28 protein-coding genes are annotated in these 26,072 nt (G+C 76.1%); 4 read left to right on the forward strand and 24 right to left on the reverse strand.

Features of this window, described 5'->3' with window-relative positions:
• Nucleotides 1–74: 74 nt before the first annotated feature.
• From NF338_RS10935 to rpmF, 5 genes are all read right to left on the reverse strand, one after another.
• Entirely contained in the window at nucleotides 75–4,277 is a 4,203-nt protein-coding gene (locus NF338_RS10935) for an SCO7613 C-terminal domain-containing membrane protein (protein ID WP_264030798.1), read from the reverse strand.
• Between the two features lie 107 nt (nucleotides 4,278–4,384).
• On the reverse strand, nucleotides 4,385–5,302 hold the full coding sequence (locus tag NF338_RS10940; RefSeq protein ID WP_264030799.1) for a ketopantoate reductase family protein: 918 nt from the start codon (nucleotides 5,300–5,302) through the stop codon (nucleotides 4,385–4,387).
• Nucleotides 5,303–5,358: 56 nt separating this feature from the next.
• Nucleotides 5,359–6,648 carry a YibE/F family protein gene (locus tag NF338_RS10945; RefSeq protein WP_264030800.1) on the reverse strand — a complete coding sequence of 430 codons (1,290 nt, stop codon included), beginning with the start codon at nucleotides 6,646–6,648 and terminating at the stop codon, nucleotides 5,359–5,361.
• Between the two features lie 56 nt (nucleotides 6,649–6,704).
• Entirely contained in the window at nucleotides 6,705–8,015 is a 1,311-nt protein-coding gene (gene aspS / locus NF338_RS10950) for an aspartate--tRNA(Asn) ligase (RefSeq protein ID WP_264030801.1), read from the reverse strand.
• Between the two features lie 230 nt (nucleotides 8,016–8,245).
• Entirely contained in the window at nucleotides 8,246–8,416 is a 171-nt protein-coding gene (gene rpmF / locus NF338_RS10955) for a 50S ribosomal protein L32 (protein WP_264030802.1), read from the reverse strand.
• Between the two features lie 178 nt (nucleotides 8,417–8,594).
• Between rpmF and NF338_RS10960 the strand changes: the two genes are divergently transcribed.
• The gene (locus tag NF338_RS10960) at nucleotides 8,595–8,966 is read left to right on the forward strand and encodes a hypothetical protein (RefSeq protein WP_087470694.1); all 372 of its coding nucleotides are present in this window, start codon (nucleotides 8,595–8,597) and stop codon (nucleotides 8,964–8,966) included.
• A gap of 193 nt (nucleotides 8,967–9,159) precedes the next feature.
• Here NF338_RS10960 and NF338_RS10965 read toward each other — a convergent pair whose 3' ends face one another.
• The 7 genes from NF338_RS10965 to rpmB form a co-directional block, all read right to left on the reverse strand.
• A complete protein-coding gene (locus NF338_RS10965; RefSeq protein WP_087470693.1) occupies nucleotides 9,160–9,441 on the reverse strand; it encodes an HU family DNA-binding protein in 282 nt (93 codons plus the stop codon).
• Nucleotides 9,442–9,596: 155 nt separating this feature from the next.
• Nucleotides 9,597–11,057 (reverse strand): zinc metallochaperone AztD, encoded by a 1,461-nt coding sequence (aztD, locus tag NF338_RS10970; RefSeq protein WP_264030803.1) that lies wholly within the window; start codon nucleotides 11,055–11,057, stop codon nucleotides 9,597–9,599.
• A gap of 62 nt (nucleotides 11,058–11,119) precedes the next feature.
• Nucleotides 11,120–11,242, reverse strand: a complete 123-nt coding sequence (gene ykgO / locus NF338_RS10975; protein ID WP_021483271.1) for a type B 50S ribosomal protein L36 — start codon at nucleotides 11,240–11,242, stop codon at nucleotides 11,120–11,122.
• Complete coding sequence (locus tag NF338_RS10980; RefSeq protein ID WP_264030804.1) at nucleotides 11,239–11,550, reverse strand: type B 50S ribosomal protein L31; 312 nt, start codon at nucleotides 11,548–11,550, stop codon at nucleotides 11,239–11,241. The genes ykgO and NF338_RS10980 overlap by 4 nt, the downstream gene beginning before the upstream one ends.
• A 61-nt stretch (nucleotides 11,551–11,611) precedes the next feature.
• Nucleotides 11,612–11,917: a 30S ribosomal protein S14 gene (gene rpsN, locus NF338_RS10985; protein ID WP_264030805.1), complete on the reverse strand. Its 306-nt coding sequence runs from the start codon at nucleotides 11,915–11,917 to the stop codon at nucleotides 11,612–11,614.
• Nucleotides 11,917–12,084, reverse strand: a complete 168-nt coding sequence (gene rpmG, locus NF338_RS10990) for a 50S ribosomal protein L33 (protein WP_021483268.1) — start codon at nucleotides 12,082–12,084, stop codon at nucleotides 11,917–11,919. The genes rpsN and rpmG overlap by 1 nt, the downstream gene beginning before the upstream one ends.
• The gene (gene rpmB / locus NF338_RS10995) at nucleotides 12,084–12,320 is read right to left on the reverse strand and encodes a 50S ribosomal protein L28 (protein WP_021483267.1); all 237 of its coding nucleotides are present in this window, start codon (nucleotides 12,318–12,320) and stop codon (nucleotides 12,084–12,086) included. Before rpmB ends, rpmG begins: the two co-directional genes overlap by 1 nt.
• 175 nt (nucleotides 12,321–12,495) lie before the next feature.
• On the opposite strand from rpmB, the gene NF338_RS11000 reads away from it, so the two are divergent.
• Nucleotides 12,496–13,758 (forward strand): GTP-binding protein, encoded by a 1,263-nt coding sequence (locus NF338_RS11000; RefSeq protein WP_264030806.1) that lies wholly within the window; start codon nucleotides 12,496–12,498, stop codon nucleotides 13,756–13,758.
• Between the two features lie 66 nt (nucleotides 13,759–13,824).
• On the opposite strand, the gene NF338_RS11005 is transcribed toward NF338_RS11000, so the two are convergent.
• Entirely contained in the window at nucleotides 13,825–14,571 is a 747-nt protein-coding gene (locus NF338_RS11005; RefSeq protein ID WP_264030807.1) for an SDR family oxidoreductase, read from the reverse strand.
• Between the two features lie 56 nt (nucleotides 14,572–14,627).
• Entirely contained in the window at nucleotides 14,628–15,221 is a 594-nt protein-coding gene (locus tag NF338_RS11010; protein ID WP_264030808.1) for a TetR/AcrR family transcriptional regulator, read from the reverse strand.
• A 79-nt stretch (nucleotides 15,222–15,300) separates the two neighbouring features.
• On the opposite strand from NF338_RS11010, the gene NF338_RS11015 reads away from it, so the two are divergent.
• Nucleotides 15,301–15,741, forward strand: a complete 441-nt coding sequence (locus tag NF338_RS11015) for a DUF1772 domain-containing protein (RefSeq protein WP_264030809.1) — start codon at nucleotides 15,301–15,303, stop codon at nucleotides 15,739–15,741.
• Nucleotides 15,742–16,050: 309 nt separating this feature from the next.
• Here the strand turns inward: NF338_RS11015 and NF338_RS11020 are convergent, their stop codons facing one another.
• The 10 genes from NF338_RS11020 to NF338_RS11065 all read right to left on the reverse strand — a co-directional run bounded on the left by NF338_RS11020 (nucleotide 16,051) and on the right by NF338_RS11065 (nucleotide 24,187).
• The gene (locus tag NF338_RS11020; protein ID WP_264030810.1) at nucleotides 16,051–16,839 is read right to left on the reverse strand and encodes a peptidase M56 family protein; all 789 of its coding nucleotides are present in this window, start codon (nucleotides 16,837–16,839) and stop codon (nucleotides 16,051–16,053) included.
• Nucleotides 16,836–17,477 carry an RNA polymerase sigma factor gene (locus tag NF338_RS11025; RefSeq protein ID WP_264030811.1) on the reverse strand — a complete coding sequence of 214 codons (642 nt, stop codon included), beginning with the start codon at nucleotides 17,475–17,477 and terminating at the stop codon, nucleotides 16,836–16,838. The genes NF338_RS11020 and NF338_RS11025 overlap by 4 nt, the downstream gene beginning before the upstream one ends.
• Nucleotides 17,478–17,713: 236 nt before the next feature.
• Nucleotides 17,714–18,334 carry a DUF1775 domain-containing protein gene (locus NF338_RS11030; protein ID WP_264030812.1) on the reverse strand — a complete coding sequence of 207 codons (621 nt, stop codon included), beginning with the start codon at nucleotides 18,332–18,334 and terminating at the stop codon, nucleotides 17,714–17,716.
• Nucleotides 18,331–20,058, reverse strand: coding sequence for a FixH family protein (locus NF338_RS11035; protein WP_264030814.1), 1,728 nt, complete (start codon nucleotides 20,056–20,058; stop codon nucleotides 18,331–18,333). Before NF338_RS11035 ends, NF338_RS11030 begins: the two co-directional genes overlap by 4 nt.
• A 3-nt stretch (nucleotides 20,059–20,061) precedes the next feature.
• Nucleotides 20,062–20,808 (reverse strand): YcnI family protein, encoded by a 747-nt coding sequence (locus NF338_RS11040; protein ID WP_264030815.1) that lies wholly within the window; start codon nucleotides 20,806–20,808, stop codon nucleotides 20,062–20,064.
• Between the two features lie 169 nt (nucleotides 20,809–20,977).
• Entirely contained in the window at nucleotides 20,978–21,514 is a 537-nt protein-coding gene (locus tag NF338_RS11045; RefSeq protein ID WP_264030816.1) for a hypothetical protein, read from the reverse strand.
• Between the two features lie 88 nt (nucleotides 21,515–21,602).
• Complete coding sequence (locus NF338_RS11050; RefSeq protein WP_264030817.1) at nucleotides 21,603–22,289, reverse strand: copper resistance protein CopC; 687 nt, start codon at nucleotides 22,287–22,289, stop codon at nucleotides 21,603–21,605.
• 89 nt (nucleotides 22,290–22,378) lie between these two features.
• Complete coding sequence (locus tag NF338_RS11055; RefSeq protein ID WP_264030818.1) at nucleotides 22,379–23,074, reverse strand: hypothetical protein; 696 nt, start codon at nucleotides 23,072–23,074, stop codon at nucleotides 22,379–22,381.
• A gap of 10 nt (nucleotides 23,075–23,084) precedes the next feature.
• Nucleotides 23,085–23,777 (reverse strand): Pr6Pr family membrane protein, encoded by a 693-nt coding sequence (locus tag NF338_RS11060; RefSeq protein WP_264030819.1) that lies wholly within the window; start codon nucleotides 23,775–23,777, stop codon nucleotides 23,085–23,087.
• A gap of 206 nt (nucleotides 23,778–23,983) precedes the next feature.
• Nucleotides 23,984–24,187: a cold-shock protein gene (locus NF338_RS11065; RefSeq protein ID WP_087472681.1), complete on the reverse strand. Its 204-nt coding sequence runs from the start codon at nucleotides 24,185–24,187 to the stop codon at nucleotides 23,984–23,986.
• A 574-nt stretch (nucleotides 24,188–24,761) separates the two neighbouring features.
• On the opposite strand from NF338_RS11065, the gene NF338_RS11070 reads away from it, so the two are divergent.
• Nucleotides 24,762–26,036, forward strand: coding sequence for an amidohydrolase (locus NF338_RS11070; RefSeq protein ID WP_264030820.1), 1,275 nt, complete (start codon nucleotides 24,762–24,764; stop codon nucleotides 26,034–26,036).
• Nucleotides 26,037–26,072: the final 36 nt, after the last annotated feature.

Consider the following 26,072-nt stretch of genomic DNA (forward strand, 5'->3'; position numbering starts at 1 on the left):
CGGGGCACGACCGCCGCCCCGCTGTCGAGCGCACGACGACAGCCAGACCGTGCGGACCCCGGGCGTGGGCGGGGTCAGCGCAGGTCGCGCACGTAGGCTGCGGCGCCGTCGTACGCGGCGATCCGGCGCTCGTAGTACGTCGCGATGATGAGCAGCAGTCCGCCCGCCGCGGCGAGCGTGAGCATCCACGGCCCCGCCGAGATCCGCGTGCCGAGCTGGGACACGAACACGACGAGGATCTCGACCGGCAGCACCGCGACGCCCAGCAGGAACGGCGCCGCGAGGTGCGTGCGCGTCCCGACGAGCACCGCGGCCAGCGCGAGCACGATGACCAGGACCGCGCGCCACGTGCGCGCGTCGGTGTACGTCGCGAGGACCGACGGGCCGAGCAGCGCGAGGAGGCCCGGGGCGAGCGTCCGCCACGACCCGGCGAACCCGACGGGCCACCCGGCGAGGGTCCGCGTCGTGCGCACCGGAGCTCCGCCGGGGGCCGGGTCGGTGTGGCTGCTCCCCGGGCTGCCCGGAGCGGTCACGGCACCGGGGTCGCCGCCCGCCGTGCCGCGCACCGCCGTCGTGCCGGCCGCGAGCGCGAGGTACCCCGCGACGAGCAGCCCGGCGCCGAGCGGGAGCGAGAAGACCTCGACGCGGAGCTCGCGCGGCCACCACGCGCCGATCGCGGCGACGAGCGCGAGCGACCACGTGAACCAGGCGGGCGGGAGGTCGAGCCGGCCGCGGACCGCGCGCCGCACCCCGACCACGAGGAGCGCGAGCAGGGCCACCTCGACGAGCCAGACCGTCGCGATGACGCCCCACACCGGCCGGACGTTCGCGACGGTCCCCACCACCACGAGGGTTGCGGCGGGCGCCATGGCCCAGCGCCGCGCGACGGCGGCACCCCGGCCCCGGTCCCGTGGGGCCACCCGGGCGGCGACGAGGCCCGCCCCGAGCGCGACCCCGCCAGCGGCGAGCGCCCAGGCGAACCCGAGCACGAACACCGCGCCGCCGCCCGGCGCGTGCGCGACGTGGAGCGACTCGACGGTCCCGCCGGTCGCCGCCAGCACCCCCGCGCCGGCGAGCCGCAGGGCCGCGGCGCGTCGCCACCCGCCCTCGCCCTCGCCCGCGCCGGTCCCGCGGCCCAGCAGCACCGCGGCGAGGACGCACCCGGCCCCGGCCACGACGAGGAGCGGGGCCCGGACGTCGCCCGCGCCCGGTGCCGCGCCCAGGGCGAGCACGGACGGCACGACGAGCAGCACCAGGCCCGCGCTCGCGAGCTCCCACCAGCGGCGCGACCGCCGGGCGAGCAGCGCCCCCGTCACGAGGGCCGCGAGCGCCGGCGGCGCGGTGTACGCCTCGACGAGGCCGACGTCCGCGGCGGCGAGCGCGGTCCACAGCGCGGCGGTACCCAGGGCGGCGGCGAGCCACCACTCCGAGCGCCGGTCCCGGTCGCGCGCGGCGAGCCCCGCGCCCACGGCGAGCAGGAGCAGCACCGCGACCGCGACCGTCGGCCCGGCGGCGGGGCGCCCGAACGCGAGCCCCACGGCGATCACCCCCGTGAGCGCGGCGCTCGCCTCGACGGCGACGCGCCCGGCGGTCAGGTGGATCCGGGCGGTGACCGGGCGGGCCGCGGCGAGCGCCGTCGCGACGAGCAGCGCGACGACCGGCAGCACGACGGGCGACCCGCTGCCCGGCAGGACGAGGGCGCCCGCGCTGACGACGGCGACGGCGGCCGTCGGCAGGACGAGCGCCGCCGCGAGCACGCGCAGCGCGGTGACCGACCCGGGCCGCCGCGAGCCGACGAGCACGACCTCGAGCGCGAGCATCGCGACGCACGCGGCGACGGACCACCAGCTGCGCTCGTCGACGACCGTGAGGACGCCGAGGCCGAAGGGCACCGCGGTCACGCCGAGCACGGCCCACCACGACTCCCGGTCGACGCGCGGGACGAGCGTCACGGCGAGCGCGGCGAGCGAGGCGACGCCGGAGACCGCGCACAGGACCGCGACCGTCCCGGCGCCGCTCCACGCGAGCGTCACGCCGAGCACGAGCAGCGCGTAGCCGTAGGCGGTGCCGACGAGCGGGGCGTGCAGACCGCGCGGCACGACCGCCCGGGCCGCGAGCAGGAGCGCGCCGACGACGACCGCCCCGGCCGTCGCGGTCGGGCGCGTGACCCACGACCCGGCCACGAGGAGCAGGACGGTGACGATCGTGCCGGCGACGGCGGCCGCGTACCAGACGCGCGCCTCGGCCCGTCCGACGGGGACGACGCCGCGCCGGACCGCCGTGCGCGGGTCCGGGAGCCGCCGGACGGCCGGGCGCACGGCACGACCGAACCCGCGCCGGACCGCCCGGACGAGCGCGCCGGGCGCGGCGCCGCCCCCAGGCGCAGCGGCGCCCCCGGGCGCACCGGTCGCGGCGGGCCGGGCGGTCACGACGACGAGCAGGGCCGCGAGCAGCGCGAGCAGCAGGAGCGAGGTGACGCCCGCGAGGCGGGGGTCCAGCACGAGCGCGACGACGAGCGCGAGCAGCACCCACGGCCCGAGCGCACGCCCGGTCCGCACGACCGGGGCGGCGCCGAGCCGCCGCGCCCCGGCCAGGTGCGGGAAGGGCACGGGGGACGGCGTGCGCAGCGGGAGCCGGGCGGCGACGAGCAGGACGACGAGTGCGGACAGCAGGCCGACGAGCGTCCCGTCGAGCAGCGCGGCGCCGGCCGTGCCGCCCCGGACGCCCTCGCCCCACAGGCCGGAGGAGAAGACGCCGACGCCGAGCGGCGTGTCGTCCAGGGCCGCGGCGGTCCCGGCGGTGCCGGTCACGAGGACCTCGGCCGCGCGCACCCCCGCGACGGCCAGCGCGGGCCCCGCTCCGACGAGGGCGACGAGCGCGCCGCCGAGGAGGGCGTCCGACCGCCCGACGGCAGGGACCGGGGAGCCGAGCGCCCCGGACACCACGCGCGGCGAGGTGAGCACGAGGACGAGGAGCCACGTCGCGGCGGCGAGCGCGGGGACCAGGCCGAGCCAGGCGACGTCGCCCCCGGTCCCGATCAACGCCCCCGCGAGGACGGCCGTCGCGCCGCCGACCGCGTACCAGCGCCGCTCGCGGGTCGCGACGCGCAGGAGCGTGGCCGCGAGCGCCGCGCCGAGCGCGACGAGCGCGGCCCCCGCGCCGGTCGGGAGCCCTGGCGGGGCGGTGACGGTGAGCCCGACGGCCACGGCGAGCGGCACCGCGACCGTGCGCACGACGCCGAGCAGCCCCTGCTCGCCTCGCAGGGTGCTGCCGACCCGCGCGCCGGAGCGCGCCGCGACGGGCGCGGCGAGCGCCGTGAGGCACGCCGTCGCGAGGAGGGCGACCGCCCAGCCCCAGGGCGCCCCCGCGGCGGGCGCCGCGACGAGCGGGACGAGCGGCCCGAGCACGACGGCGCTCGTCACCCACGCTCGGACGCGCGCCCGGTCCCCGACGACGCCGAGGCCCGCGACGACCGCGGCGAGCAGCGACGCGCGCGCCACCGCGGTGCCGACGGCGCCGAGCCCCCACGCGCTCAGCGCGAGCTCGACGTCCACGACCGCGAGCACGACGGCGAGCGCCGCGACGGCCTCGGCGGACGAGCGCAGGCCGCGCGACCGCAGGAGCACCGCGGCCGCGACCGTGAGCACCGTGACGACCCCGGTCACGAGGGCGCGCAGGGCGAGGTCGTCGGCGAAGGTGAAGAACACGAAGACGACCGTCGCGACGGCGAGGAGACCCGCCCCCGCCCCGGCGAGCACCGGCTGGAGTCCCACCGAGCGCGACGGCGCCACGCCCGGGACGACGACGGCGCGCGACCCTGCGGGTGCGGGCGAGACCGGCCCGGCCGTCGCGGGCGACCCGGGGGCCGAGGGACGGACGGGCACCGGACGGCGGGGGCCGGCCGCGGTCCCGGCCACCGGCGCGACGACCGGGGGGCGCGGGCCCGCCTGGCCGCGGCCGCTCGGGTCGAGCGGGCGCATCGCGCGCGGCGGACCGGCGGGGACCGCGCGCGCACCGGGCGGCGCCGTGACGGCCGCGCGGGCCGCCCACGCGGCGGCCTCGGGCTGGGCCGCGCGCAGGGCGTCGAGGGCGACCTGGCGGCGCGAGAGCGCGTCGGCCGCCTCGCTCGACGCCGCGGCGACCTCGAACGCGAGCGGGCCGGTGAGCTCGAGCAGGCACCGGTCGCAGCGGGACGACCGCAGCGTCGCGGCGCACGCGGGGCAGGAACGCGTCTCGGGCAGCCGCGCCAGCGCGACGTCGACCCACGGCTCTCTCATGACGGACATCCTGGCGAACCTGTGAGGCTCCTGGGGACGCGTCCACAGGGGGTCACGTGGCGGTCCGGTGAAGGGTCCCGGCCTGCGTCGTCCCGGGCGTCCGCCCGTCAGCCGCCGAGGCCGGCGACGAGCGCGCGTGTGAGCGGCGCGTCCACGCCCGCGCGGTCGGCGGCCCGGACGATCGCGCCGCCGATGGCGTCCACCTCGAGCAGGCGCCCGGCCTCGGCGTCCCGCAGCATCGACGACTTGGCCTCGGGCGCGAAGCGGTCGTAGAACGCGAGCGTGCGCGCGGGGTCCGACGGCGCCCCGCTCGCTGCGGCGACCGCCGCGACCTCGCGCACGAGCGCCTCGAGCTCGGCGCGGTGCACGGTCCGCACCTCGCCGATCGGGGCGCGGTGCGTCGTCGTGAGCAGGGCGAACAGGGCGAGGAAGCCGAGCTTGGCCCACATCAGCGCCGTCTCGTCGGGGTGGACGGTGGTCGAGACGCCGGCCCCGTCCAGGAGCGCGCGCACGGCCTCCACCCGCTCGGGCGGGACGCCGCCGGGGGCGAGGTCGACGTCGGTGAACGCGCTCGTGTGCTCGATCTCGCCGGGCGCGACGCGGGTCGACTCGACGCGGATCGTCGCGGGGAGCACGTGCTCGGTCCCGTACCGCGCGCGCAGCACGTCGAGGTGGTCGAGCCCGTTGAGGAACGGGACGACGACGCCGTCGCCGAGCGCCTCGGGCGGCACGCGGTCGAGCGCGTCGGCGAGCGCGGTCTGCTTGACCGCCACGAGCACGACGTCGACCGGCTCGTCGAGCCGCGTGGCCGCCCGCGCGGGGACGTGGACCTCGCCCACCTGGCTGCTCCGCACGTGCACGCCGTGCTCGGTCAGCGCCGCCGCCGTGGCCTCCCCCGCGAGGAACGTCACGTCGGCCCCGGACCGTGCGAGCAGCGCGCCGACCAGCCCGCCGACCCCGCCCGGTCCGAGCACCGCTACGTCTCGGCCGTCCCGACCGCCCCGGCCGCTCGTCGTCTCCGTCACCGTCGTCCTCCGGTCGTCCAGGTCGTCCCGTCCGGACGGGCGGGGACGCCCCGTCGTCATGCCGCGGGGACCTCGACCCTACCCACGGGGACGGACGCCACCGACGCGGTGCCGGGCACGGTGAGCGCCGCGATGGCCGTGGTGATCGGGATCGCGAGGACGAGGCCGATCGAGCCGACGAGCGTGCGCACGACCTCCTCCGCGATCTCGCCCGAGGTGAGGCTCGTGGCGAGGTTCTGGTCGGACAGGTAGACGGCCATGAGCAGCGGCAGGGCCGCGCCGACGTAGGCGAACGCGATCGTGTAGACGGTCGAGGCGATGTGGTCGCGCCCGATGCGCATCGCGCGCGCGAACAGCTCGCGCCGGGTCGCGAGCGGCGCGACCGCCCGCAGCTCCCACACCGCCGATGCCTGGGTGATGGTCACGTCGTTGAGCACGCCCATGCCCGCGAGCACGATGCCGCACAGCACGACGCCCTGGATGTCGAGCGAGGGCGCGTACTGCGGGATCCACAGAGACTCCTCCGAGGTGAGCCCCGTGATGTTCGACGCGCCCGAGCCCCACCACCCGAGCACCGCCGTGATGGCCAGCCCGACGAGCGTGCCCAGCAGCGCCGTCGACGTGCGCGCGGTGAAGCCGTGGGCGACGTACAGCACGACGAACATGACGAGCGACGACGTCACGAGCGCGACGCCGAGCGCGTTCTGCCCCGTGAGCAGCGCGGGCAGCGTGAACCACGTGATGACGACGAACGCGCCCGCGAGCCCGGCGAGCGCGGCGAGGCCCCGCCAGCGCGCGACGGCCAGGACCACGACGGCGTACGCGACCGCCAGGACCCCGATGGGCAGCCCGCGCTCGAAGTCCATGAACACGTACGGGCTCACGCCCGCCCCGACGGCCTCGGCGATGTAGAGGACGCGGAGCCGGTCGCCCTCGTCGAACCCGTAGGCGACGTACTCGGGCGGCGCGCCGACGGTGATCGCGTCGCCACCCACGTCCTCGCCGCCCGCGCGCGACCCCGCGTCGAGGCGGGCGGGCACCTCGCCCGTCTCCGCGTCGATCGGCCCGGTGACGGTGGCGCGCAGCACCGTGCTGCCCTCCGCGGCGACGGGGATGCGGTCCGGCACGTCGGCCGACGCGGGCCACAGCGCGACCAACCCGGCGAGCGTCGCGAGCAGGGCCGGGACGAGCAGCGCCGCGAGCGTCAGGCGCACGCGCCGCGTCGCCGGCGCCGCCGGCCCGTGCGCGTGGCCGTGCGGCTCGGCGCGCGACCGCCCGTGCTGCTCGCGGCGCTCCCGGCGCCCCGGGACGGGGCCGGACGTCAGGTCGGGGCTCGGCTCGCTCACCCCGAGGATGCTGCCACGGCGGGCCGACGGCGCGTGGTGGCACGCGCCGTCGGGCACTACGGGGTGAGGCGGTGCAGGTCCCGGGGGTAGAGCGCGACCTCACGGACGTTGGGCGCCTCCACGAGGCGGGCGACCCAGCGCTCGAGGCCGATGGCGAAGCCGCCGTGCGGGGGCATCCCGTGGGCGAACGCCTCGAGGTAGGTCTCGTACGGCTCCGTCGTCTCGCCCCGCGCCGCCAGCGCGGCGACGTAGTCCTGGTAGCGGTGCAGCCGCTGCCCGCCCGTCACCAGCTCCAGGCCGCGGAAGAGCAGGTCGAAGCTGTTGCTCCAGCGGGGGTCGTCGGGTTGCGGGTGCGTGTAGAAGGGCCGCTTCCGCATCGGGTAGCCCTCGACCGCGAGGAAGTCGGAGCCGTGGGTCGACCTCGCCCACGCACCGAGGGCCCGCTCGTGCTCGGGGGCGAGGTCCGGCTCGTCGTCGGCCGCACCCACGAGGGCGAGCGCGTCGCGGAAGTGGATCACCGGGATCTCGGACGGCACGACCGGCAGCGCCGGCCGGAGCCGCTCGACGGCGTCGCCCGCCCCGTCCCGGAGCGCCCCGACCATGCCGGCGAGCACGTCGCGCAGCACCGCCAGGACGTCCCGGTGGTCGCGCACGAAGCCGAGCTCGACGTCCAGGGAGACGTACTCCGCGAGGTGGCGTGCCGTGTCGTGGGGCTCCGCCCGGAAGACCGGCCCGACCTCGTACACGCGCTCGAACACGCCGACCAGCTGCTGCTTGAAGAACTGCGGGCTCTGGGCGAGGTAGGCGGTGCGACCGAAGTAGTCGACGGGGAACACGCTCGCGCCGGACTCCGTGGCGGACGCGACGAGCTTGGGGGTCTGGATCTCGGTGAAGCCCGCGGCGTCGAGCGTGGCGCGGAACCCGCGCAGGCTCGCGGCGGCGAGCTCCCAGCGGGCCCGCCGGGCCGGGTGCCGCCACGTCACGGCCGCGTGGTCCAGGAGGGTCGGCAGCGCGACGTCGAGGTCGGGGCGCCACAGCTCGACCGGCGGGCGGGTCGCGGGCGCGCCGAGCAGCGTGATCGTCGGCGCGGTGATCTCGACGCCGCCCGGTGCCTGCGCGTTCACCGTGGCCGTCCCCGTGACCTGGACGGCGGTCTCCTCCGGCGGCAGTCCCTCCGCGGGCACCTCGTGCGGACGCAGGACGACCTGGGCGAGTCCGGTGCGGTCGCGCAGGACCAGGAAGGACACCGTCGCGAGCTCGCGGCGGCGGTGCACGTGCCCGCTCAGGGTCACCACGCGTCCGGGTGGTGCGACGGCGACGTCGGCGGCCAGGGTGCGAGCGGGGGCGGGCGGGGCGGGTGGTCTCATGACTCCTCCAGGGAAGGGCGGGCCCTGGAGGTGCGGGCGGGGGCTAGGTCGCGGTGCCACCACACCTTCGTCGACGTCTCGTCGACCTCTCGTCGGTACGCCGTCACGCGCGGGGTGCCGCCGCCGGTGTCGCCACCGGCCGAGGGTCGTCACGCCTCGCAGCCTCCGCGAGCGACGATACCGACCGACCCGCGCCCCGACCACCGCATTGCGGTGGTCGGCGGCCAGGGTCATCCGGGGAGCGTCACGTAGCCGCGGCGCACGCCCGCGACGAGTCGGCGTGGGAGGGTGACCTCGTGCCCGTCGACGACGACGGTCACGAGCTCGGGCACCTGCGCCTTCCACTGCGAGCGGCGGGCGCGGGTGTGGGAGCGGGAGAGCTTGCGCTTGGGCACGGCCATGAGAGGTCCTTCCGGTGGGTGGAGCGCCCAGCCTAGCGTTCCATGAGAATGGTTCTCAAGACGGGTCGAGGGTGGGCCCTCGGACGGCGGTAGCATCCCGAGGGCTGTCCGCCCGTGTGGCGGCACCGCCGCCGTCACACCCGCCACAGCCAGCCACCGAACACCACGAGGAGCCACCATGGCCACGGTCGACTACTTCCTGTCCGGCGACCCCGAGGTCGCCAAGCAGCACCTGCACGCCGCGCTCCAGGAGCAGGGCTTCACCGTCACCACCCGCCCGACGGGCCAGTGGGCCGCCGAGCGCGGGAGCAAGCAGAAGACGTTCTGGCTCGGCGCGTTCGCCGGCAAGGCCCAGCACCTCGTGTTCACGGTCGACTTCATGCTCCACGGCGACCAGCTCGTCGCGCGCATCGACCGCCCGACCGGGCACGGCGCCATGGCCGGCGCGGTCGGCGTGGCCCGCTCGAACAAGGCGTTCTCCGAGGTCGACCAGGCCATCGGCACGCGCCTGACGAACCACGGCATCCTCGCGAACGTCGTCCACGCCTGAGACCGCGGCCGACACAGGTCGCCGAGCACGGGCTTCCTCGCGTTCGAGCACGTCGTCGGTGTCGTCATCGCGCGGATAGCGATACCAACCTCGTGTTCGGCGCGGGGGTGGCACGACGAAGGCCCGGAGCCCCTCGCGGGGTTCCGGGCCTTCGTGCTGCTGACCGGACCGGCAGCGGCCGGTCAGCGAGACGTCACTTGGCGACGGCCTTCTTGAGCAGGCTGCCGGCGCTGATCTTCACGCCGAAGCCGGCCGGGATCGAGATCTCCTCGCCCGTACGGGGGTTGCGGCCCGTGCGGGCGGCACGCTCGACGCGCTCGACGGACAGGAGGCCCGTGACCTTGACGGCCTCGCCCTTGCCCAGCGACTCGATGAGCACCTCCTGGAAGGCGTTGAGAGCCTTCTCGGCGTCCGCCTTCGACAGGTCGGCCTTGCTGGCGATGGCCGAGACGAGCTCGGACTTGTTGAGCGACATGCGAATCCCTTCTTCGGTTCACGACGCGCGGTGGTCACCACCCGTCGTCACGGTCTCAGTGTGCCAGCCGCGAAGCCGTGCACCGGGGACAACACTAGGGAACACGCGGAGTTTCGCGCGACTTCTCGCGGCCTCCGAGCGTCGCGTGTCTGCGCTCAGCCCTCCTCGTGCTCGTGGTCGTGGTCCTCGTGACCCTCCTCCGCGGGCTCGTCGTGACCGTGCTCGCCCTCCTCGTGGGCGTGCTCGTGGTCGTCGTGCGCGCCCGCCGCGGCCGGCTTCCCGGTGACGCCGGCGAGCTCGTTCGGGACGACGTCGAGCTCCGCGGTCTTCCACACCTCGCCGCCGACGTAGTCGACGGCGTGGATCGCGCGGCCGGCCGGGTCGGTGACGTACGCGATGCCGTCCTGGACGAGCAGCGCGGGCCGCGGCTCCTGCCACTCCTCGGGCTCCTCCCACGCGTCGACGACCGGGATGGAGCGCACGACCGTGCCCGCCTCCGGGTCGATGACGTGCAGCGACCCGTCCGTGCCGAGCACGAGCGCCTCGCCCGCGTCGCCCCGGCCGAGCGAGCGGAACGTGTAGCTCGCGGGCAGGTCGACGAGGCGCAGGCTCGCGTCGCGCGTGTCGATGAGCGACACGCGGGTCGGCCGCTCCAGCTCGGCGTCAGGGTCGGACTTGTAGTCGCCGAGCACGAACGGCGACGCCTCGCTGCCCGCCTGGTTGCCGATGCGCCCGTAGGCGTCCGGGGCTGCGACCTTGCTGATCGCGCCGCCCGCGACGACGACCGCCCCGTCCTCGCACCCGATCACGACGGCCTCGTCCGCGGCGACGGCCTCGCCGTGCACGCCGGGGCACTGGTCGGTCGCCGCGACCTCGTCCCCCGCGGCGTCGAGCAGGCGGACGCCGGTGCGTGCGTCCTCGGTGCCCTCGGAGACGACGAGCGAGCCGTCGGTCAGCTCGACCGCGACGCCGTGGTGGGCCTCGGGCGTCGTCAGGGTGCGCGCGTCGTCGATGCCGTGCGGGTCGGCCACCGCGACGGAGTCGAGCACGGTGATCTCGCCCGTGCCGTCGTCGAAGAGCGCGGTGCGGCCCTCGTGCACGACGACGTGGCCCGGCTTCTCGGCCGCGTACGTCACGTCCGTGAGGACGGGGTCCGCGGTGTAGTAGTGGTCGTGGTCGCCGTGCGGCTCGGCCCAGGTGCCGGCGTCGAGCACCTGGAAGCCGCCCGACGTCGAGACGAGCAGGTGGCGCCCGTCGCCCGCGGGGTTGAGGCGGTTGAAGCCGGCGAGCTCGAGGTCGTCGACGACCTCGAGCGTCGTCGCGTCGAGGACCTGGACGCCGCCGTCATAGGTGATCGCGAGGCGCGGCGTGAGGGCCGCCGCCTCGCTGACGTCGGACGTGGCCGACGGCGCGGGGTCGGCACCGTCGCCCTGCTCGCCCTCGGAGCCCGCCCCCTGCGCGCACGCCGCGACGAGCGCGAGCGGGAGGGCGAGGCCGAGGGCGAGGGCGAGCGGGCGCCGTCGGGCCCGTGCCCCGGGAGGGGCGTCACCGGAGGGGGGACTCGCCCCGGCGGGATCGGCGTGGGCGTCGGTCGGGTCGGGTGCGGTGTGGTGCATGCGTGGTCGGCCGCCCGGGGACCCGGTCGGCCGCTCCTCTCCGGTGGTGGTGGGTGCGCGGGTCAGCCCTGACGGGCCTTCCAGCGCGGGTTGGCCTTGTTGAGGACGAAGGTCTTGCCGTGGCGGCGCACGACCTTCGCCCCGGGCTTGTCCTTGAGCGAGCGGAGCGAGGCGCGGACCTTCATCGCGCACCCCCGCCCTGCGCGCCGTCGCGGGCGCCGTAGCGCTGGCGGAACTTCTCGACCCGTCCGGCGGTGTCCACGACGCGCTGCGTGCCCGTGTAGAACGGGTGGCTCGCGCTCGAGATCTCGACGTCGACGACCGGGACGACGACGGCACGTCCGTTCCCGTCCGTCACAGTCACGGTCTCGCGCGGGACGCCCGGGCCCTGCGGGTGGTCGCCCGCGAGGGTCGAGCGGGTCAGGAACGCGAAGTCGGCGGACTTGTCGCGGTAGACGACGGGCCCGTAGACGGGGTGGATGTCCTTCTTCATGGTGGTCTCCTTGCTGGGCCAGTGACGGGCCGGGGCCGGCCGCCGCTCGGGGCGGTGGCGGTCACCAGCTCGACTTCGTGACTCCGGGCAGCTCGCCGCGGTGCGCCTGCTGGCGCAGGCGGACGCGGGAGAGCCCGAACTTCCTCAGGTAGCCGCGGGGGCGGCCGTCGACGACGTCGCGGTTGCGCACGCGCGTCGCGCTCGCGTCGCGAGGCTGGCGCTGGAGCTCGCGCACCGCGGACGCCTTCTCCTCGGGGGAGGAGGACGGCGACGCGACGACGCGCTTGAGCTCCGCACGGCGCTCGGCGTGGCGGGCGACGACCTCGACGCGCCGGTCGTTGCGCGCGACCTTGGACCGCTTCGCCATCAGCGCTCCTCGCGGAAGTCGACGTGGCGGCGGACGACGGGGTCGAACTTGCGCAGGACCATGCGGTCGGGGTCGTTGCGGCGGTTCTTGCGGGTCACGTAGGTGAACCCGGTGCCGGCGGTGGACCGGAGCTTGATCACGGGACGGAGGTCGGTGCGGGTAGCCATCAGAGCTTCTCCCCTCGGGCGAGGATCCGCGCCACGACGGCGTCGATCCCCTGTCGGTCGATGGTCTTGATGCCCCGGGCGCTGACGCGCAGGGTCACGTGGCGACCCAGCGACGGCACCCAGTAGCGCTTCTTCTGGATGTTCGGGTCGAAGCGACGCTTGGTCCGCACGTGGGAGTGCGAGATCGCGTGGCCGAACCCGGGAGCGGTGCCGAGCACCTGGCAGACGGCGGACATGGCAGTTCCTCTCGGGGTCGGGTGAGGCGACGGGAGACGACACTAGATAGTGAGAATCATTCCCGTCAAGACGCTATGCTGACCCGCTGTCGAGAACAGTTCTCAGGAGCAGGTTGTTCCCGAGCCGGCCGCGAGGCCGCGCGGGGACGCCCCAGACCATCGATCGGAGCGCTTCATGCCCTTCTCGTCATCCCGCTCGTCGGGCCCCTGGCCGGACGACGCGCACGACCTCCCGGAGGCCGCGCCCGGCGCCCCTGCCGGCCCGCCTACTGACACCCGGGACACGCGGGTCGCCCTGAGCGTCCTCGCGACGATCGACCCCGTGCTGCGCGACAGCGCGGTGTTCGGGCTCGTCGTCGGGGCGCCGCGCGTCGTCGCTCTCCGGCACGACATCCGGGCGGCCGAGGGCGCGCTGCGCCGGGTCGTCGTCGACGCGACCGGCGTGATCGAGGACGAGGTCGTGCCGCTCGAGCACGCGTGCCTCTCGTGCGCGGTGCGCGAGGACGCCGTCCCCACGCTGCGCCGGCTCGCCGACGACGGCCGGTGGGACCACGTCGTGCTCGCGCTGCCCGTCGCCGCCGAGTCGCTGCCCGTCGTCCGGGCGCTCGCCGCGCAGGCCACGCCCGGCAACGAGCTCGAACGCCTCCGCCTCGCGACCGTGCTCGCCGTCGCCGACGTCGACACGCTCGAGCACGACCTGCTCGACGACGACCTCGTCTCCGAGCGCGGCGTCGGGCTGACGGAGGACGACCAGCGGGCCGTCGGCGAGGTGCTGGCGGCCCAGCTCGAGCACGCCGACCTCGTCGTGATGACCGGCGGCCTCGGGGCCGCGGCGACCGGCTCCGGGCTCGTCGACCGGCTCCGCGGCGTCGGCACCCGGCGGATCGACGGGCTCCACGCGGTCGCCGCCGACGACCTCGCCCGGCGCACGCACGACCCCGCCGCCGGCGAGCGCCGCGCCCACCCCCTCGGCGTGCGGGGCCCGCTCCCCCGGCGCGTGACGCCCGACGGCGACCGGAGCTGGACGATCGACCTGTGGTCCGCCCGGCCGTTCGACCCCGAGCGTCTGCTGCGCCGCATCGAGGACCTCGGCACCGGACGGGTCCGGTCCCGCGGGGTGTTCCACGTCGCCAACCGCCCCGACTCGCTGTGCGCGTGGGACGGTGCGGGCGGTCAGCTCTGCATCGGCACGCTCGGCACGTGGGACGACGCGACGACCGCCGAGGGGCGGCCCGTCGAGCCGCACACGCGGGTCGTGATCGTCGGGGCCACGCCCGAGGGCGAGGGTGACGGCGGCGACGACGAACGCGGCCGCCTCCTCGACGCGTTCCGCGACGTGCTCGCGACGCCGGACGAGCTCGCCGACGGCGGCCTGCGCTGGCTCGGCCGCACCGACGTCCTCGCACCGTGGCTCGGCGCGCGCAGCGACGCGGTGTGACGACGGGCCCCACGGGCACGCGGCCGCGGGCGAGAGACCGTCGGCGGGACCGCTTCCCCGCTCGACTCAGCGGCCACCTGCCACGCGCAGCGTCTCTCCGGTGATGTACGACGCGTCGTCCGAGAGCAGGAAGGCCACGGCGGCGGCGACCTCCTCGGGTGATCCCACGCGCCCCCACGGGTGCGCCGCCGCGGCGCGCCGTGACCGGTCGCCGTCGCCGGCGTCGGCGTGGATACCTGTCTCGATCAGGCCGGGCGCCACCCCCACGACCCGGACCCCCTCCCCGAGGACCTCGTGCGCGAGACCCTTCGTCAAGACGTCGACGCCGGCCTTCGCCGCCGCGTAGTGCACGTACTCGCCGGGCGATCCGAGCGTCGCCGCCGCGGACGAGACGTTGAGGAGCACGCCGCCTCGCCCGCCCCGCACGGTGCTCATCGCCCGCACCGCCGCGCGCGCCACGAGGACGGCGGCGGTGAGGTTGAGGTCGACGACCCGGCGCACGACGTCGGCCGGCGTGTCCGCGAGCGCGCCGATGTGGAGCGTCGCGCCGGCGTTGTTGACGACTCCCGTGAGCGTGCCGAGCCCAGCGGCCGCGGCGAAGGTCTCCTCGACGCCGCGCTCGGTGGTGAGGTCGGCGCGGACCACGGCGCACCGCACCCCGCGCGCGGCCACCACGGCGCGCGTCTCCGCGGCCGCGGCGTCGTCCCGGGCGTAGCCGAGCAGGAGGTCGTGCCCGGCCGCGGCGAGCCGGAGGGCCACGGCCGCCCCGATGCCACGGGTCCCGCCCGTGACGAGCGTCAGTCGAGAGATCATGGCGTCACGCTACGACGCAGGAGGATCGCCGTTCGACGAGCGAGTCGCCCGGACCCTCACCCGACGACGCGTCGGACGAGCTCGGCGACGCGACGCTCGTAGTTCTCGGCGGAGAACCGGCCCGCGCGCTGCAGCGTCGCGACGCCGTGCACCGCCCCCCACACGACCTCGGCCGCCGTCCCCACGTCCGACGGCGGCCGGTCGAGCGCGAGGAGCGTGTCGACGATCGCGTCGAACCCCTCGCGCATCGCGCGCGGCGTCTCGTCCGAGGCGAACGCGGCGCCGATCGGCAGGTGGAACATCGCCTCGTACGTCGCCGGGTGGCGCGCGGCGAAGTCGAGGTAGGCCACGACCAGCGCGCGGACCCGGTCCTCGCTGCTTGCACCGTCGCCGGGCTGCGGACGGGCCGCGGTGAGCGCTGCGGCGAGTTCCTCGAAGCCGACGAGCGCGACGGCCGTGACGATCTGGGACCGGCCCTCCGGGAAGTGCCCGTAGAGCACGGGCTGGCTGTATCCGATCGCCTCGGCGAGGCGACGCGTGGTGACGGCCTCCCACCCCTGCTCCTCGGCGAGCACGCGCGCCGCCGCGACGATCTGCGCCTCCCGCTCCTGGAGGAGCCGTGCCTTGCGCGCTGCTGCCGGTGTACTCATGGCCCGAGTCTAGCGTCGCTAGATTGTCTGTGCTAGTTTTCCTAGCGTTGCTAGATTCCCTGGATCGAAGGAGCCGGACATGCAGTGGTTGCCGATCGTCGCAGTGGTCGTCCTCGGGCTGATGGTGGGGGTCGAGGTGTCGGTCTCGTTCGTCATCAACCCGATCGTCGACCGGCTGCCGGAGAACGCGGGCCTGCTCGCCCGCGCTGACGGCGGACGGATGCTTGGACGGGCGATGCCGTTCTGGTACTTCGGGTCGCTCCTGCTCACCGCGGGCACCGCGCTCGTGCTGCCCGCCGGGGGATGGGCGGCGTGGACAGCTGCCGCGGTCCTCGCACTGAGCATCATCCTGACGGTCGCCGTGCTCGTGCCCATCAACAACCGCGGGAAGACGTGGACCCCCGAGACAGCACCTGCCGACTGGCGCGAGCAGATGGCCCGCTGGGACCGGTACCACCTCGTCCGCATCGTCCTGCTCGTCGTCGCGCTCACGCTGCTGGCTGTCGCGGTCGCCGCCTGACCACCCTGCCGAACCGGTCCCAGGCACAGGGGCGCACGGAGGAAGACAGAGAGGAACCGGTGGCGATCCGCCGCGAGAGCTCCCCCCAGCGAAGCTCTCGTCGCGGACCGCCACCGGTCCAGGTGTCGCCGCGTGACCCGTCGCGGCGACGTCCCCCACCAGTGCAAGAGGCGGTGGGCGCATGTTCGGGACGTTCACGAACAGTGATCTGGATCACAGTACGTCGGTCGTCGCCCCGACGCCCGCCGACCAGGTCCGGCCTCGTCCCGGCGTGGATCGACGATGAGCAGCGCGCTCCCGAGGCCGACCTCATCCGCCGAAGACGAACTCCCCGATCACCGTCTCTCCGTCGGACTCGTACACCGGGACGCTGACGGTCGTGCCCTCGCGCTCCTCCTGCCACGCCGCGGCCTCCTCGGGGCTCGTGGGCGAGCCGCTCTGCGCCTCCTCCAGATCCCGCGCGTACGCGTAGCCGACCCGCCCGTTCGTCGCGTAGATCGAGACGAGGTCGGGCCAGCCCGTGTCGTTCGCGACCCCGTACTTGTCGCCGTTCGCGTTGGTCGCCCACGCGGTGACCGTCTCGTCGACGTAGGTGGCGACGAGGTGCCACCGCGCCCCCGGCTCGGCCTCCACGCGCACCGACCCGTCACCCGGCGCCGCGACGACGCTCCAGCCCATGCCGGCGGGCTGCCCCGCAGCGAGCCGGCGCGCCTCGTCCTGCGCGTCCTCGGCCGAGCACGTCATGTTCGCGCCGTCCTCGAGCACGAACCGCCCCGCGTCGAGGCACACGAGCGACAGCTCGACGTGCGTCGCGCCGTCCGGCCTGGGCCCGATCTCGACCGTCGAGGTGCCCGCGCGCGTGACCTCGACCGGCTCCGCCAGACGCGTCACGACCGTGCCCCCGGGCTCGACGAGCGCCGTCACGGCGTACGCCGTCCCGCCGGCGACCGCGAGCGCACCGAGCGCACCGACGCCCGCCCACCACCGGCGACGTGCCGCACGAGGAGGGGCCACCATCGACGCCTGGCCCACGAGCGCGCCACGCAGCGCGTCGGCGAACACGGGATCGAGGTCCGGCATGCGGTTCTCGCCGTTCATGAGCGCCCTCCTTCGACGAACGCACCGCTCGGACGCGGCCTCGCGCGCCCTGGTTCTACCTCTCCGACCGCGGTGCGGAGCCGGACGCGCGCCCGGTGCAGCCGGGACTTGGCCGCCGACGGCGTCAGGCCCAGCACCCCGGCTGCGTCGGAGAGCGACCAGCCCTCCAGCGCGACGAGGGTGAGGAGCCGCAGGTCGGCCGCCGGCAGCGCGCGCAGCGCCGCGCCGAGCGCCGGGTCGACGACCTCGGCCGGGTCGTCGACGAACGCGGCGTCCTCGGCGGCGGGCACGTCGCCGCCCCGGGGCAGGGCGTCGAGCAGCCTGCGGTGGCGTCCGGTCCCCCGGCGGACGTTCCGCGCGACGTTCGACGCCGTGACGAGGAGCCATGGCAAGGGCGAGCCGTCGACGAGCCGCACCGACGCGCGGCGGCGCCACAGCTCGAGGAACGCCGCCGCCAGCACGTCCTCCGCCTGGTGCCGGTCGACCACGAGCCGGTACGCGTGCCGGAACACGCGGTCACGGTGCCGGTCGAAGAGCACGCCGAACGCCGCGCCGTCACCGCCGAGCGCGGCGGCCCACAGCGCGGCGTCGGTCCCTGCGTCACCCTGCTCGTCGGCAGGGCCCGGATCGCCGTCCATGCCCCGTAGTGTCCAGGAGGGCCTCTAGGGTTTCGCCGGAACTGCGCCACAGCTCCGCCAAGTTCCGCCCAGGTTTGGCGCAGGCGCTCTCAGCCCACCAGCGTGCTCGCGATGTCCTCTGCCGGGCGCCAGGCGAACTGCTTGCCCACCTTGAATCGCACCAGGGCGTCGGGCACTCACCTCCGGCACTGGACGCGCGAATGCCGGAGGTGAGTGCGACCAGGTCGGCCTCGCCCTCAGGTCTGGCGCGCGAGACGGCGTGCCGACAGCCCACCGACGACCCCGACGACCGCGGCCCCCAGGACGACGGCCGCGAGGAGGGGCGCCGTCGGCGTCGGGGGCGCTCCTGCCGCGACGGGCGCGGGGGCGAGCGACGCCGCCGTCGCGACGAACGTCGGCGCGGGGCGGGCCCCCGACGGGTCGGTGTCCGTCCACGCGTACGACGCCCCCGACGGGCACTCCTGCACCGCCGGGAAGACGAACGCCTGCCCGACGTCCCCCGTGACCCGGACGTCGAGCGTGAAGGCCGCGCGCTCGCCGTCCGGCACGGGCTCGCCCGACCACGCCACCGCGTCGTCCGTCACGTCGGACACCCACCCGTCGGGCTGTCCCGCCGCGAGCGCCTCGACGCCCTCGGGAAGCGTGACGCGCAGCGCGTCGGTGGGCTCGCCGTCGCACCCGTGGTCGAACGTGAACGTGAGCGTCGACGTGCCGTCACCGTGGGGTTCCACGGTCTCGATGAGCACGTGCGCGGCCGCGGGGCCGGCGGTCAGGACGGCGAGCGTGCCGGCAGCGACCGCGGCGAGGACGACGCGCGACCCCCGCCGCCCGGGGCGTGACCGCTGGGGACTGGTCATGAGGACACCTCCACGGGGATCTCGACGATCGGGTTCTCGTACTTGGACGTCCGGACGCTCACGTGCAGGGTCCAGTCGCCCGCCATCGGCAGGTCGAGCGTCGCCTCGTACGCGCCGGTCCCCGTCTGCGTGAGGGGACGGGTGAACGGGCCGAGCGCGGGGTCGGCGAGCGTCGTCGACAGCTCGGGCACGGCGACGGGCTCCAAGGGCTGCCCGTCGGCGTCGAGCAGCTCGATCTCGAGCGCGTTGACGCCCACCCGGCCCGGGGTGACCCGTGCGTGCAGGGTCCCGTCGCCGAGCTCCTCGACCACCTCGACGGCCGGGGTCGTGGCCTCCTCGGCGGACGGGTCGGCGGTGATGACCGGGCTGCGCGAGACGAGCACGCCCGTCACGACGAGCACGAGCACGAGCAGCAGGGCCTCGGCCGCGACCGTCCGACCGAGCCGACGGCGCGCGGCCGCCCCGGCCGTCCCACCCACCTGCCGGGCACCGTGCCCGCCCGGACCGTCGTCGCCCGCGAGCGCGGGGACGAGCCGGTACCGGTTCCAGGCCGCGATGCCGACGAGGCACAGCGCGACGCCGACCTTGACGAGCAGGGTCTGGCCGTACGTCGTCGACACGAGCGCATCGAGCGTGCCGAGGATGCGCCATCCCAGGACGGTCCCGGTGACGGCGAGCGCGAGGACGACCCACGCGCCGAGCGCCGAGAACCGCGCGACGGTGACCGCCGACCGCCGCGCGTCGACGCGCGCGGACGGTGCGAGCACGAGCGCGAGGCCGACGACCCCGCCGAGCCACACGGCCCCGGCCACGACGTGGAGCGCGTCCGCCGTGACGACCAGCCAGGGCGGGCCGAACGTGCGGGTGTGCCCCACGAGCACGAGCGACCCCAGCGCCAGGGCCGCCGCGCCGAGCACGGTGCCAGCGGGCCACGCCGCCCGGGTCTCGCGCGCCGCACGAGGGGCGAGCAGGGTCGCGACGACGAGCCCGGCGAGGCCGAGCGCACCCGCGAGCGTGGAGTCGGTGGCGAGGCCCGCCGCCCAGGTCGCCGGGTCGGCGAGCGCCCCCAGCCCGCCGCCGGCCTGCCAGGCCGGGGTGAGCGGGACCGCGAGCACGATGCCGACGCCCGCGGCGACGAGCGCCCACCGTCGGACGCGCTGCAGGCGGCGGCGCAGGACCGGCGCGGCCCCGGGCGACGCGTGCAGCACGAGGAGCTCGAACCCGACGAGTCCCGCGACGAGGAACGTCCCCGCGTAGACCGCGGCCTGGTCGAGCGCGCGCACGGCCACGAGCGCCGCCGTCGGCTCGGCCACCCGGGCCTCGACGGACGTCGCGCTCGGCGCACCCACCGAGAACGTGAAGGCGCCCGCCACGGGGTGGGTGTCGAGGGACACGACGCGCCAGCTCACGACGTACGTGCCGTCGTCGAGCGTCGTGGCCGGGGTGACGACGAGCGCGTCGTCGACCGCGGCGACGTCCACGTCGACGGGCGAGCCGTCGGCGGCGAGGACCGTCGTCCCGCCGGTCACGACCTGGACGGGCTCGTTGAAGGTGATGGTCAGCGCGTCGGGCGGCGCGTCGAGGACGGTGCCGTCCCGCGGGTCCGTGCCCACGAGGACGGCGTGGGCCGCGGCCGGGCCGCTCGCGAGGATCGCGAGCAGGACCGCGGCCGCGGCACCGACGACGACGGCCACCACCCGGCGCAGCACCGAGGGGCGGCCCACCGGTCAGGCCTTCGGACGCGAGCGCACGAACCCGAGCGCCCCGAGCACGAGGCCCGCCGCCGCGAGGACGAGCGCCGTCCAGGTGAGCGCTGCGGGCGCGCCGTCGGAACCGTCCGCCGGCTCCGCGGACGCCGCACCGTCGGCCGCCGAGCCGTCCGACACCGCGGCGTCGGTGTCGTCCGCGACGGTCTCGGCCGCGGCGTCGTGCCCGTCGCCCTCGGCGGCCGTCAGCTCGACCAGCGGCGCGGGCGCCTCGAGGTCGTGCCCGTCCTCGCCCTCGGCCGCGACCTGGACCCAGGCGGTCTCGCCCTCGGCGCACTCCTGGACCGTCGGGAAGACGAGCGTGTCCCCCGCCGCGTCGGGGAGCTTGAGCGAGAGCACGAGGGCGTCACGGTAGCCGTCGGGCAGCGGGGCCTTGGTGGTGTACACGACCTCGGCGACGCGCTCGGTGTACTGGCCGCCGTGCCCGTCGTCGACCGGCTCGTCGAGAGCCGCCATGACCTTCTCGACGTCCCAGCCGGGGTTGACCGTGGGCGTCACGGTGACGACCTGCTCGGGGACCTGGATGGAGACCTTCGTGGTCGGCGAGTCGCCGCAGCCGTGCGGGACGCCGAACGTCAGGAGCGCGTACGCGCCCGCGTCGGTCGTGTCCGGCGTGACGGTGACGTGGGCGGACGCGGCGCCCGCGCCGACGACGACGATCCCGGTGGTGAGGGCGGCGGCGCCGACGGCGCGCAGGGTCTTTCGCATGGTGGTGCCTTTCGGGGAGATGAGGAAGCGGGAGGGCTCCGGCGCTCGACGGCACGTCAGGGCACGCCCCGGGGCGGCCGGGCGGAGCCGGCCGGGCGGGGTGGGCACGGGACGCGCAGGCGCGCGGGAGCGGGACGCCGCGGAGAGTCCGCGGAGCGTCCGGGAGAGGTCAGGCGACGGCGGGCGGACCGCGCCCGGGCGCGGCGCCGCGCACGAGCAGGTCGCGGACCGTCGGCAGCGCGCCGACCGCGGGAGGCGCCGCGAGGACGACGACGGCGCGCGGGCGGCCGGGGACCCGGCGTCCGGCGAGCCACGTCCACAGGCGCCACAGGACGGCGTCGCCGTAGCGCAGGACGAGCGCGACGGCGAGCGTCGCGACGGCGTGGGCCCCGAGCATCGTCAGCGGCGAGGCGGCGTGCGCGTGCGCGGACGCGTCGGCCGGGGACAGCGCGGCGCAGCGGTCGAAGACGACGTGCAGCACGAGCTGGCCCGCGCCGAGCAGGCCGAGCAGCCGCGGCAGCCCGACCTGGCGGCGCGTGAGGGGTCGCACGGCGACGGCGGTGAGGACGGCGAGCACGCCGAGCGGGACGGCTCCCGGATCGGTCCCGCCGGCGAGGGCGTGGGCGACGACGGACAGCCCGACGACCGCGGCGGCGAGCAGCAGCACCCGCACGCCGCGGAGCACCCCTGCTCCGGGCGACGTCACGGACGCACCCTAGCTGCAGGAGGGGTGCGCGCGGCAGGGTCGGCCGCCGTCCTCCCCGGGGCGGGGAGGACGGCGTGCGCCGGCACGGTCAGTCCTCGGGGTCGTGCGGCGCGTCGTCGCCCGGCGCCGCGCCGCGGCGGCGCAGGACGATCACGACGACGACCGCGGCGACGACCACGAGCGCGCCGAGCCCCACGAGCACGGGGACGGCCGACGATCCGCCGTCCTCCGCGTCCGTCGCCACCGGCGTCGCGGGCTCCGGCGACGTCTCCTCGGCCGCGTCGGTGGTGGCCTCCTCGGACGCGGACTCCTCCGGCGTCGCCTCGTCCGTGGCGGGCTCCTCGGCGACCGGCGCCTCGGGCTGGGCCGCGACGGTGAACGCGAACGTGCCCTCGATGGGGTGGCCGTCGGACGAGACGACACGCCACGCGACGGTGTAGGTGTCGCCGCCGAGCGCGACGGCGGGGTCGAGCGCGAACGTCGCGGTGCTGCCGTCGATCGCGGGCGCGCCCTGCGTGACGACCGTGCCGGCGGAGTCCGAGATCACGACCTGCGGCTCGACGGGGAGCGGCTCCGTGTTGAAGGTCAGGGTGATCGCGGCCGGGGGCGCCGCGAGCTGCGCGCCGTCGGCCGGGTCCGAGCTGAGGATGCGGTCGTGCGCGGACGCCGGCGCCGCGGTGAGGGCGGCGAGCGCGGCGGTGAGGCCCAGGGCCAGTGCGGCGGCGGCGAGGAGGGTGAGGACGGCCGACAGGGGTCGGCGCAGGGAGAGGGTCATGAGGGTTCTTCCGTCCGAGGCGCGGCGGTCGCCGCACGGTGGTGCCCCGTGGCGCGGTCGTCACCGGGTCGGCCTCGTCGGGGGCCGCGTCAGGACGCGGCGAGGGGGCGCAGCAGTGCTCCCGACGGGCCGGCCGACCGGGGCGGACCCCGGGTCGGAGCGCGGCGCGAGCGCCACCGCGACGCGACGCGCACCGGACCGGTCGACGGCACGACGGGGCGTGCGACCGGCGCCACGGGCGCGAGGGCGGGGAGGGCGTCGCGCGGGGTCACCCACGCGAGGAGCCGCTCGAGCGCACGCTCGCCGCGCGCGAGGACGAGCGCCAGCACGACGGTCGCGACCGCGTGCGCGACGACCATCCACAGCCCCGCGGTGCCCGACGTCGCGAGGTGCTCCGGGTGCGCGAGGCTCGCCCCGCCGTCGGCCGGCGGCGTCGCGCCGACGGGCGCCGTGCACACGACGTCGCCGACCGAGGCGACGTGCCCGCCGTGCCCGGACGTGACCCCGACCGGGACGCACGACCCGACGGGCGCGAGCACGACGAGCGCCTGGTGGAGCGCGACCTGCGCACCGCCGAGGAGCACGACGAGCCGGGCGGGCGTGAAGCGCAGCCGCGCGGCCGCCGTCGTGCCGGCGAGCGTGAACGCGGCGAGCGCGGCGAGGACCAGCGGGTCCGGGAGGACTCCCCCGGCGACGCGGTGCGCGAGGGCCGTCAGCGCGAGCACGAGGGTCGCCACGAGCGCGGCGCGGGCGACGCGCAGCGGACCGACGACCGGGGAGGGCACGACGGCCACCCTAGCGCGACGAGGGCGCGTCGTCCGGGCTGCCTGCCGCCGCCGGCTCCGGCGACGCCGGGGCGGGCGAGCGGTCCGCGTACCGGCCGATCGCAGGACCGGTGGGCAGGAGCCGGTCGATCCCGACGATGAGGAGGCCGAGCACGAAGAAGCCCGCCCCGTACAGCACGACGTTGACGAGCAGGCCGGTCCACCCGAGGGCGTCGAGGTCGACGAACCCGTACGGGTACTCGCTGCCCGGGCTCACGAACCCGCGGATCGTCGTGAACGCGAAGTACGCCAGCGGGTACAGGAGCCAGCGTGCGGCGTCGAGGCCGCGCAGGCGCCGGTGCGCGTCGAGCAGGAGGAAGTCGACGAACACCGCGAGCGGCAGGAGCTCGTGCTCGATCTGACCGTCGGTCAGGCCGAGGAACACCACCGGGGCGTCGGGCGCCTCGGGCGCGAGCACGAGGTTGGCGACGAGACCGGTGATGGCGGCGAACAGGGTGACGCCGCCCTTGAGCCATCCCGGCGGCTGGCGACGGCGCAGGATCGACGCCACGCCCGCCCACGTGAACACGACGGCGATGAGGAAGCCCGTCTGGTTCGTGAAGTAGATCAGCCCCTCGACGTCGCCGTCGCGCCAGATGGCGCGCGTACCGACGAGGGCGAGGACGACGAGGAACAGCCGGAACAGTCCGACGACGACGTGCATGCGAGCTCCTTCGCGCGCGGTGCGGTGGTGCGTTCAGGAGCCTAGTGCTCCCCACCCACCCCGGTGCACCCGGCGGGCGCCTTCGACCGGGGTCGCGCGAGGCCGGCCGCGCGGTCCGTCCGGGAACGCCGAAGGGGCCGCGCGGTGGCGCGGCCCCCTCGGGACGTCGTCGCCCGCCCGGGGCTGCACGCCGGGCGGGAGCGAGGTCAGAGTGCCTGGATGTTCGTCGCCTGCGGGCCCTTGGGGCCCTGGGTGACGTCGAACGAGACGCTCTGGTTCTCCTCGAGCGAGCGGTAGCCGCTCGAGTTGATCTCGCTGTAGTGGGCGAACACGTCGGCGGTGCCGTCGGAGGGGGCGATGAAGCCGAAGCCCTTCTCCGCGTTGAACCACTTCACGGTGCCTGTAGCCATGATGTCTTCTCTCGTTGATGCGACCGGCCCACGAGCGCGGGTCCGGTTGTCGCGCCCCGCAGGGCGCCGACGGTCGTGGAGGCGGGTCCCGCGAGGGCCCGCCGGGCGTTCACGCCGGGCGACGAGGTGTCGCTTCGCGTGGTGGAGGTCGGCGACGACGCCCACGGGCCGCGTGTAGCGGTCGTGGACGTGGAAGCCGTCGGGGAGTCGGGTGACCAGACCGGCGTACTCGCCGTCGGCCGTCGCGACCCACAGGTCGTCGTCGGCGCGGCGCAGCACGAGGTCTGGTCCGGACGTGTCCGTGACCGCAGGGGCAGTCTCGGGGTTTTCAAGGATGGAGGAAAAGATGTTCTCTGCTCTCGCTCCGCGCTCTGTGGGCGGAGATCGTCGATGGCAGCTTCTGCTGCCTGGCGCGCACGGCCTTGCTCCGATGCTGAGGACCGAAGAACGTCGCGGAACGGGTCCGGCGACATGAGCGCGACCTCCAGGGTACACGAGAGCGGTCCGCCGCCCGGAGCGGCGGCCCGGAGAGCAGGGGTCGGCGACGACTCTTGCCCCGGGCGATGATGAGGGCATGACGACTCCCCCCACCCCCGCCCGCACCGCTCCTCGCACCGCCCGCCGCAGCGTCGCCGTCGTGAACGGCTACGTCGTCCCGGTCGCCTCCGACCCGATCGAGAACGGGACCGTCCTCGTCGAGGACGGGGTCATCACTGCGGTCGGGGCGGACGTCGTCGTCCCCGACGGCGTGCCCACCCTCGACGCGGGCGGTCGCTGGGTGCTCCCCGGCTTCGTCGAGGCGCACGCCCACATGGGCGTCATGGAGGAGGCCGAGGGCTGGGCCGGCAACGACACCAACGAGATGACCGACCCGAACGGCGCCGCCCTGCGCGCGATCGACGCGATCAACGTCGAGGACGAGGGCTTCCGCGACGCGCTCGTGGGCGGCGTGACGAGCGCCGTCGTGAAGCCGGGCTCGGGCAACCCGATCGGCGGCCAGACGGTCGCGATCAAGACGTGGGGCGGACGCACGGTCGACGAGCAGGTGATCCGCGAGGCGGTGTCCGTGAAGTCGGCGCTCGGCGAGAACCCCAAGCGCGTGTACGGGGACCAGAAGAAGACGCCGTCCACGCGCCTCGGCGTCGCGAAGGTCATCCGTGCGGCGTTCGTCGACGCGCAGAACTACGCCGCGAAGCGCGACGCGGCCGAGGCGAAGGGCGAGCCGTTCGACCGCGACCTCGCCAAGGAGACCCTCGCGCGCGTCCTCGCGGGCGAGCTCTACTGGGACCAGCACACGCACCGCGCCGACGACATCGCGACGGCGCTGCGCCTCGCGGACGAGTTCGGCTACAAGCTCGTGGTGAACCACGGGACCGACGGCGCCGCCGTCGCGGACGTGCTCGCGGAGCGCGACGTGCCCGTCATCTTCGGCCCCCTGTTCACCTCGCGATCCAAGATCGAGCTGCGCAACCGCGACATCGCGAACCTCGGGGCGCTGGCGCGCGCGGGCGTCCGCGTGGCGATCACGACCGACCACCCGGTCGTGCCGATCAACTTCCTCGTGCACCAGGCGTCGCTCGCGGTGAAGGAGGGCCTCGACCGCGACACCGCGCTGCGGGCGCTCACCGTCAACCCGGCGGCGTTCCTGGGCCTCGACGACCGGGTCGGCGCGCTCGTCCCGGGCCTCGACGGCGACGTCGTCGTGTGGTCGGGCGACCCGCTGGACGTGACGTCACGTGCCGAGCACGTGCTCGTCACGGGCACGGAGGTCTACATCTGGGACGCGACGGCGAACGACGGCCGCGGCGCGGGCCGCGTCGTCGAGCGCAGCGAGCGCTTCCGCGCCTGACGCGAGAGCCACCGCTCGCCTGTCCGGGCTGGCGTC

The sequence above is a fragment of the Cellulosimicrobium sp. SH8 genome (genome assembly GCF_025818875.1).
GTDB classification, from domain to species: Bacteria; Actinomycetota; Actinomycetes; order Actinomycetales; family Cellulomonadaceae; genus Cellulosimicrobium; species Cellulosimicrobium cellulans_D.

What these genes read in the sequence shown, in the direction of transcription:
- NF338_RS11015 (WP_264030809.1), top strand. Translation starts at nt 15,301, where the DNA reads ATGCAGTGGTTGCCGATCGTCGCAGTGGTCGTCCTCGGGCTGATGGTG.
- rpmB (WP_021483267.1), bottom strand. Translation starts at nt 12,320, where the DNA reads ATGTCCGCCGTCTGCCAGGTGCTCGGCACCGCTCCCGGGTTCGGCCAC.
- NF338_RS11030 (WP_264030812.1), bottom strand. Translation starts at nt 18,334, where the DNA reads ATGACCAGTCCCCAGCGGTCACGCCCCGGGCGGCGGGGGTCGCGCGTC.
- NF338_RS10965 (WP_087470693.1), bottom strand. Translation starts at nt 9,441, where the DNA reads ATGTCGCTCAACAAGTCCGAGCTCGTCTCGGCCATCGCCAGCAAGGCC.
- aspS (WP_264030801.1), bottom strand. Translation starts at nt 8,015, where the DNA reads ATGAGACCACCCGCCCCGCCCGCCCCCGCTCGCACCCTGGCCGCCGAC.
- NF338_RS10935 (WP_264030798.1), bottom strand. Translation starts at nt 4,277, where the DNA reads ATGAGAGAGCCGTGGGTCGACGTCGCGCTGGCGCGGCTGCCCGAGACG.
- NF338_RS10980 (WP_264030804.1), bottom strand. Translation starts at nt 11,550, where the DNA reads ATGAAGAAGGACATCCACCCCGTCTACGGGCCCGTCGTCTACCGCGAC.
- aztD (WP_264030803.1), bottom strand. Translation starts at nt 11,057, where the DNA reads ATGCACCACACCGCACCCGACCCGACCGACGCCCACGCCGATCCCGCC.
- ykgO (WP_021483271.1), bottom strand. Translation starts at nt 11,242, where the DNA reads ATGAAGGTCCGCGCCTCGCTCCGCTCGCTCAAGGACAAGCCCGGGGCG.
- NF338_RS11070 (WP_264030820.1), top strand. Translation starts at nt 24,762, where the DNA reads ATGACGACTCCCCCCACCCCCGCCCGCACCGCTCCTCGCACCGCCCGC.
- rpmG (WP_021483268.1), bottom strand. Translation starts at nt 12,084, where the DNA reads ATGGCTACCCGCACCGACCTCCGTCCCGTGATCAAGCTCCGGTCCACC.
- NF338_RS11060 (WP_264030819.1), bottom strand. Translation starts at nt 23,777, where the DNA reads ATGCACGTCGTCGTCGGACTGTTCCGGCTGTTCCTCGTCGTCCTCGCC.
- NF338_RS11020 (WP_264030810.1), bottom strand. Translation starts at nt 16,839, where the DNA reads ATGAACGGCGAGAACCGCATGCCGGACCTCGATCCCGTGTTCGCCGAC.
- rpmF (WP_264030802.1), bottom strand. Translation starts at nt 8,416, where the DNA reads ATGGCCGTGCCCAAGCGCAAGCTCTCCCGCTCCCACACCCGCGCCCGC.
- NF338_RS10960 (WP_087470694.1), top strand. Translation starts at nt 8,595, where the DNA reads ATGGCCACGGTCGACTACTTCCTGTCCGGCGACCCCGAGGTCGCCAAG.
- NF338_RS11010 (WP_264030808.1), bottom strand. Translation starts at nt 15,221, where the DNA reads ATGAGTACACCGGCAGCAGCGCGCAAGGCACGGCTCCTCCAGGAGCGG.
- rpsN (WP_264030805.1), bottom strand. Translation starts at nt 11,917, where the DNA reads ATGGCGAAGCGGTCCAAGGTCGCGCGCAACGACCGGCGCGTCGAGGTC.
- NF338_RS11000 (WP_264030806.1), top strand. Translation starts at nt 12,496, where the DNA reads ATGCCCTTCTCGTCATCCCGCTCGTCGGGCCCCTGGCCGGACGACGCG.
- NF338_RS11040 (WP_264030815.1), bottom strand. Translation starts at nt 20,808, where the DNA reads ATGCGAAAGACCCTGCGCGCCGTCGGCGCCGCCGCCCTCACCACCGGG.
- NF338_RS11005 (WP_264030807.1), bottom strand. Translation starts at nt 14,571, where the DNA reads ATGATCTCTCGACTGACGCTCGTCACGGGCGGGACCCGTGGCATCGGG.
- NF338_RS11025 (WP_264030811.1), bottom strand. Translation starts at nt 17,477, where the DNA reads ATGGACGGCGATCCGGGCCCTGCCGACGAGCAGGGTGACGCAGGGACC.
- NF338_RS11065 (WP_087472681.1), bottom strand. Translation starts at nt 24,187, where the DNA reads ATGGCTACAGGCACCGTGAAGTGGTTCAACGCGGAGAAGGGCTTCGGC.
- NF338_RS11050 (WP_264030817.1), bottom strand. Translation starts at nt 22,289, where the DNA reads ATGACCCTCTCCCTGCGCCGACCCCTGTCGGCCGTCCTCACCCTCCTC.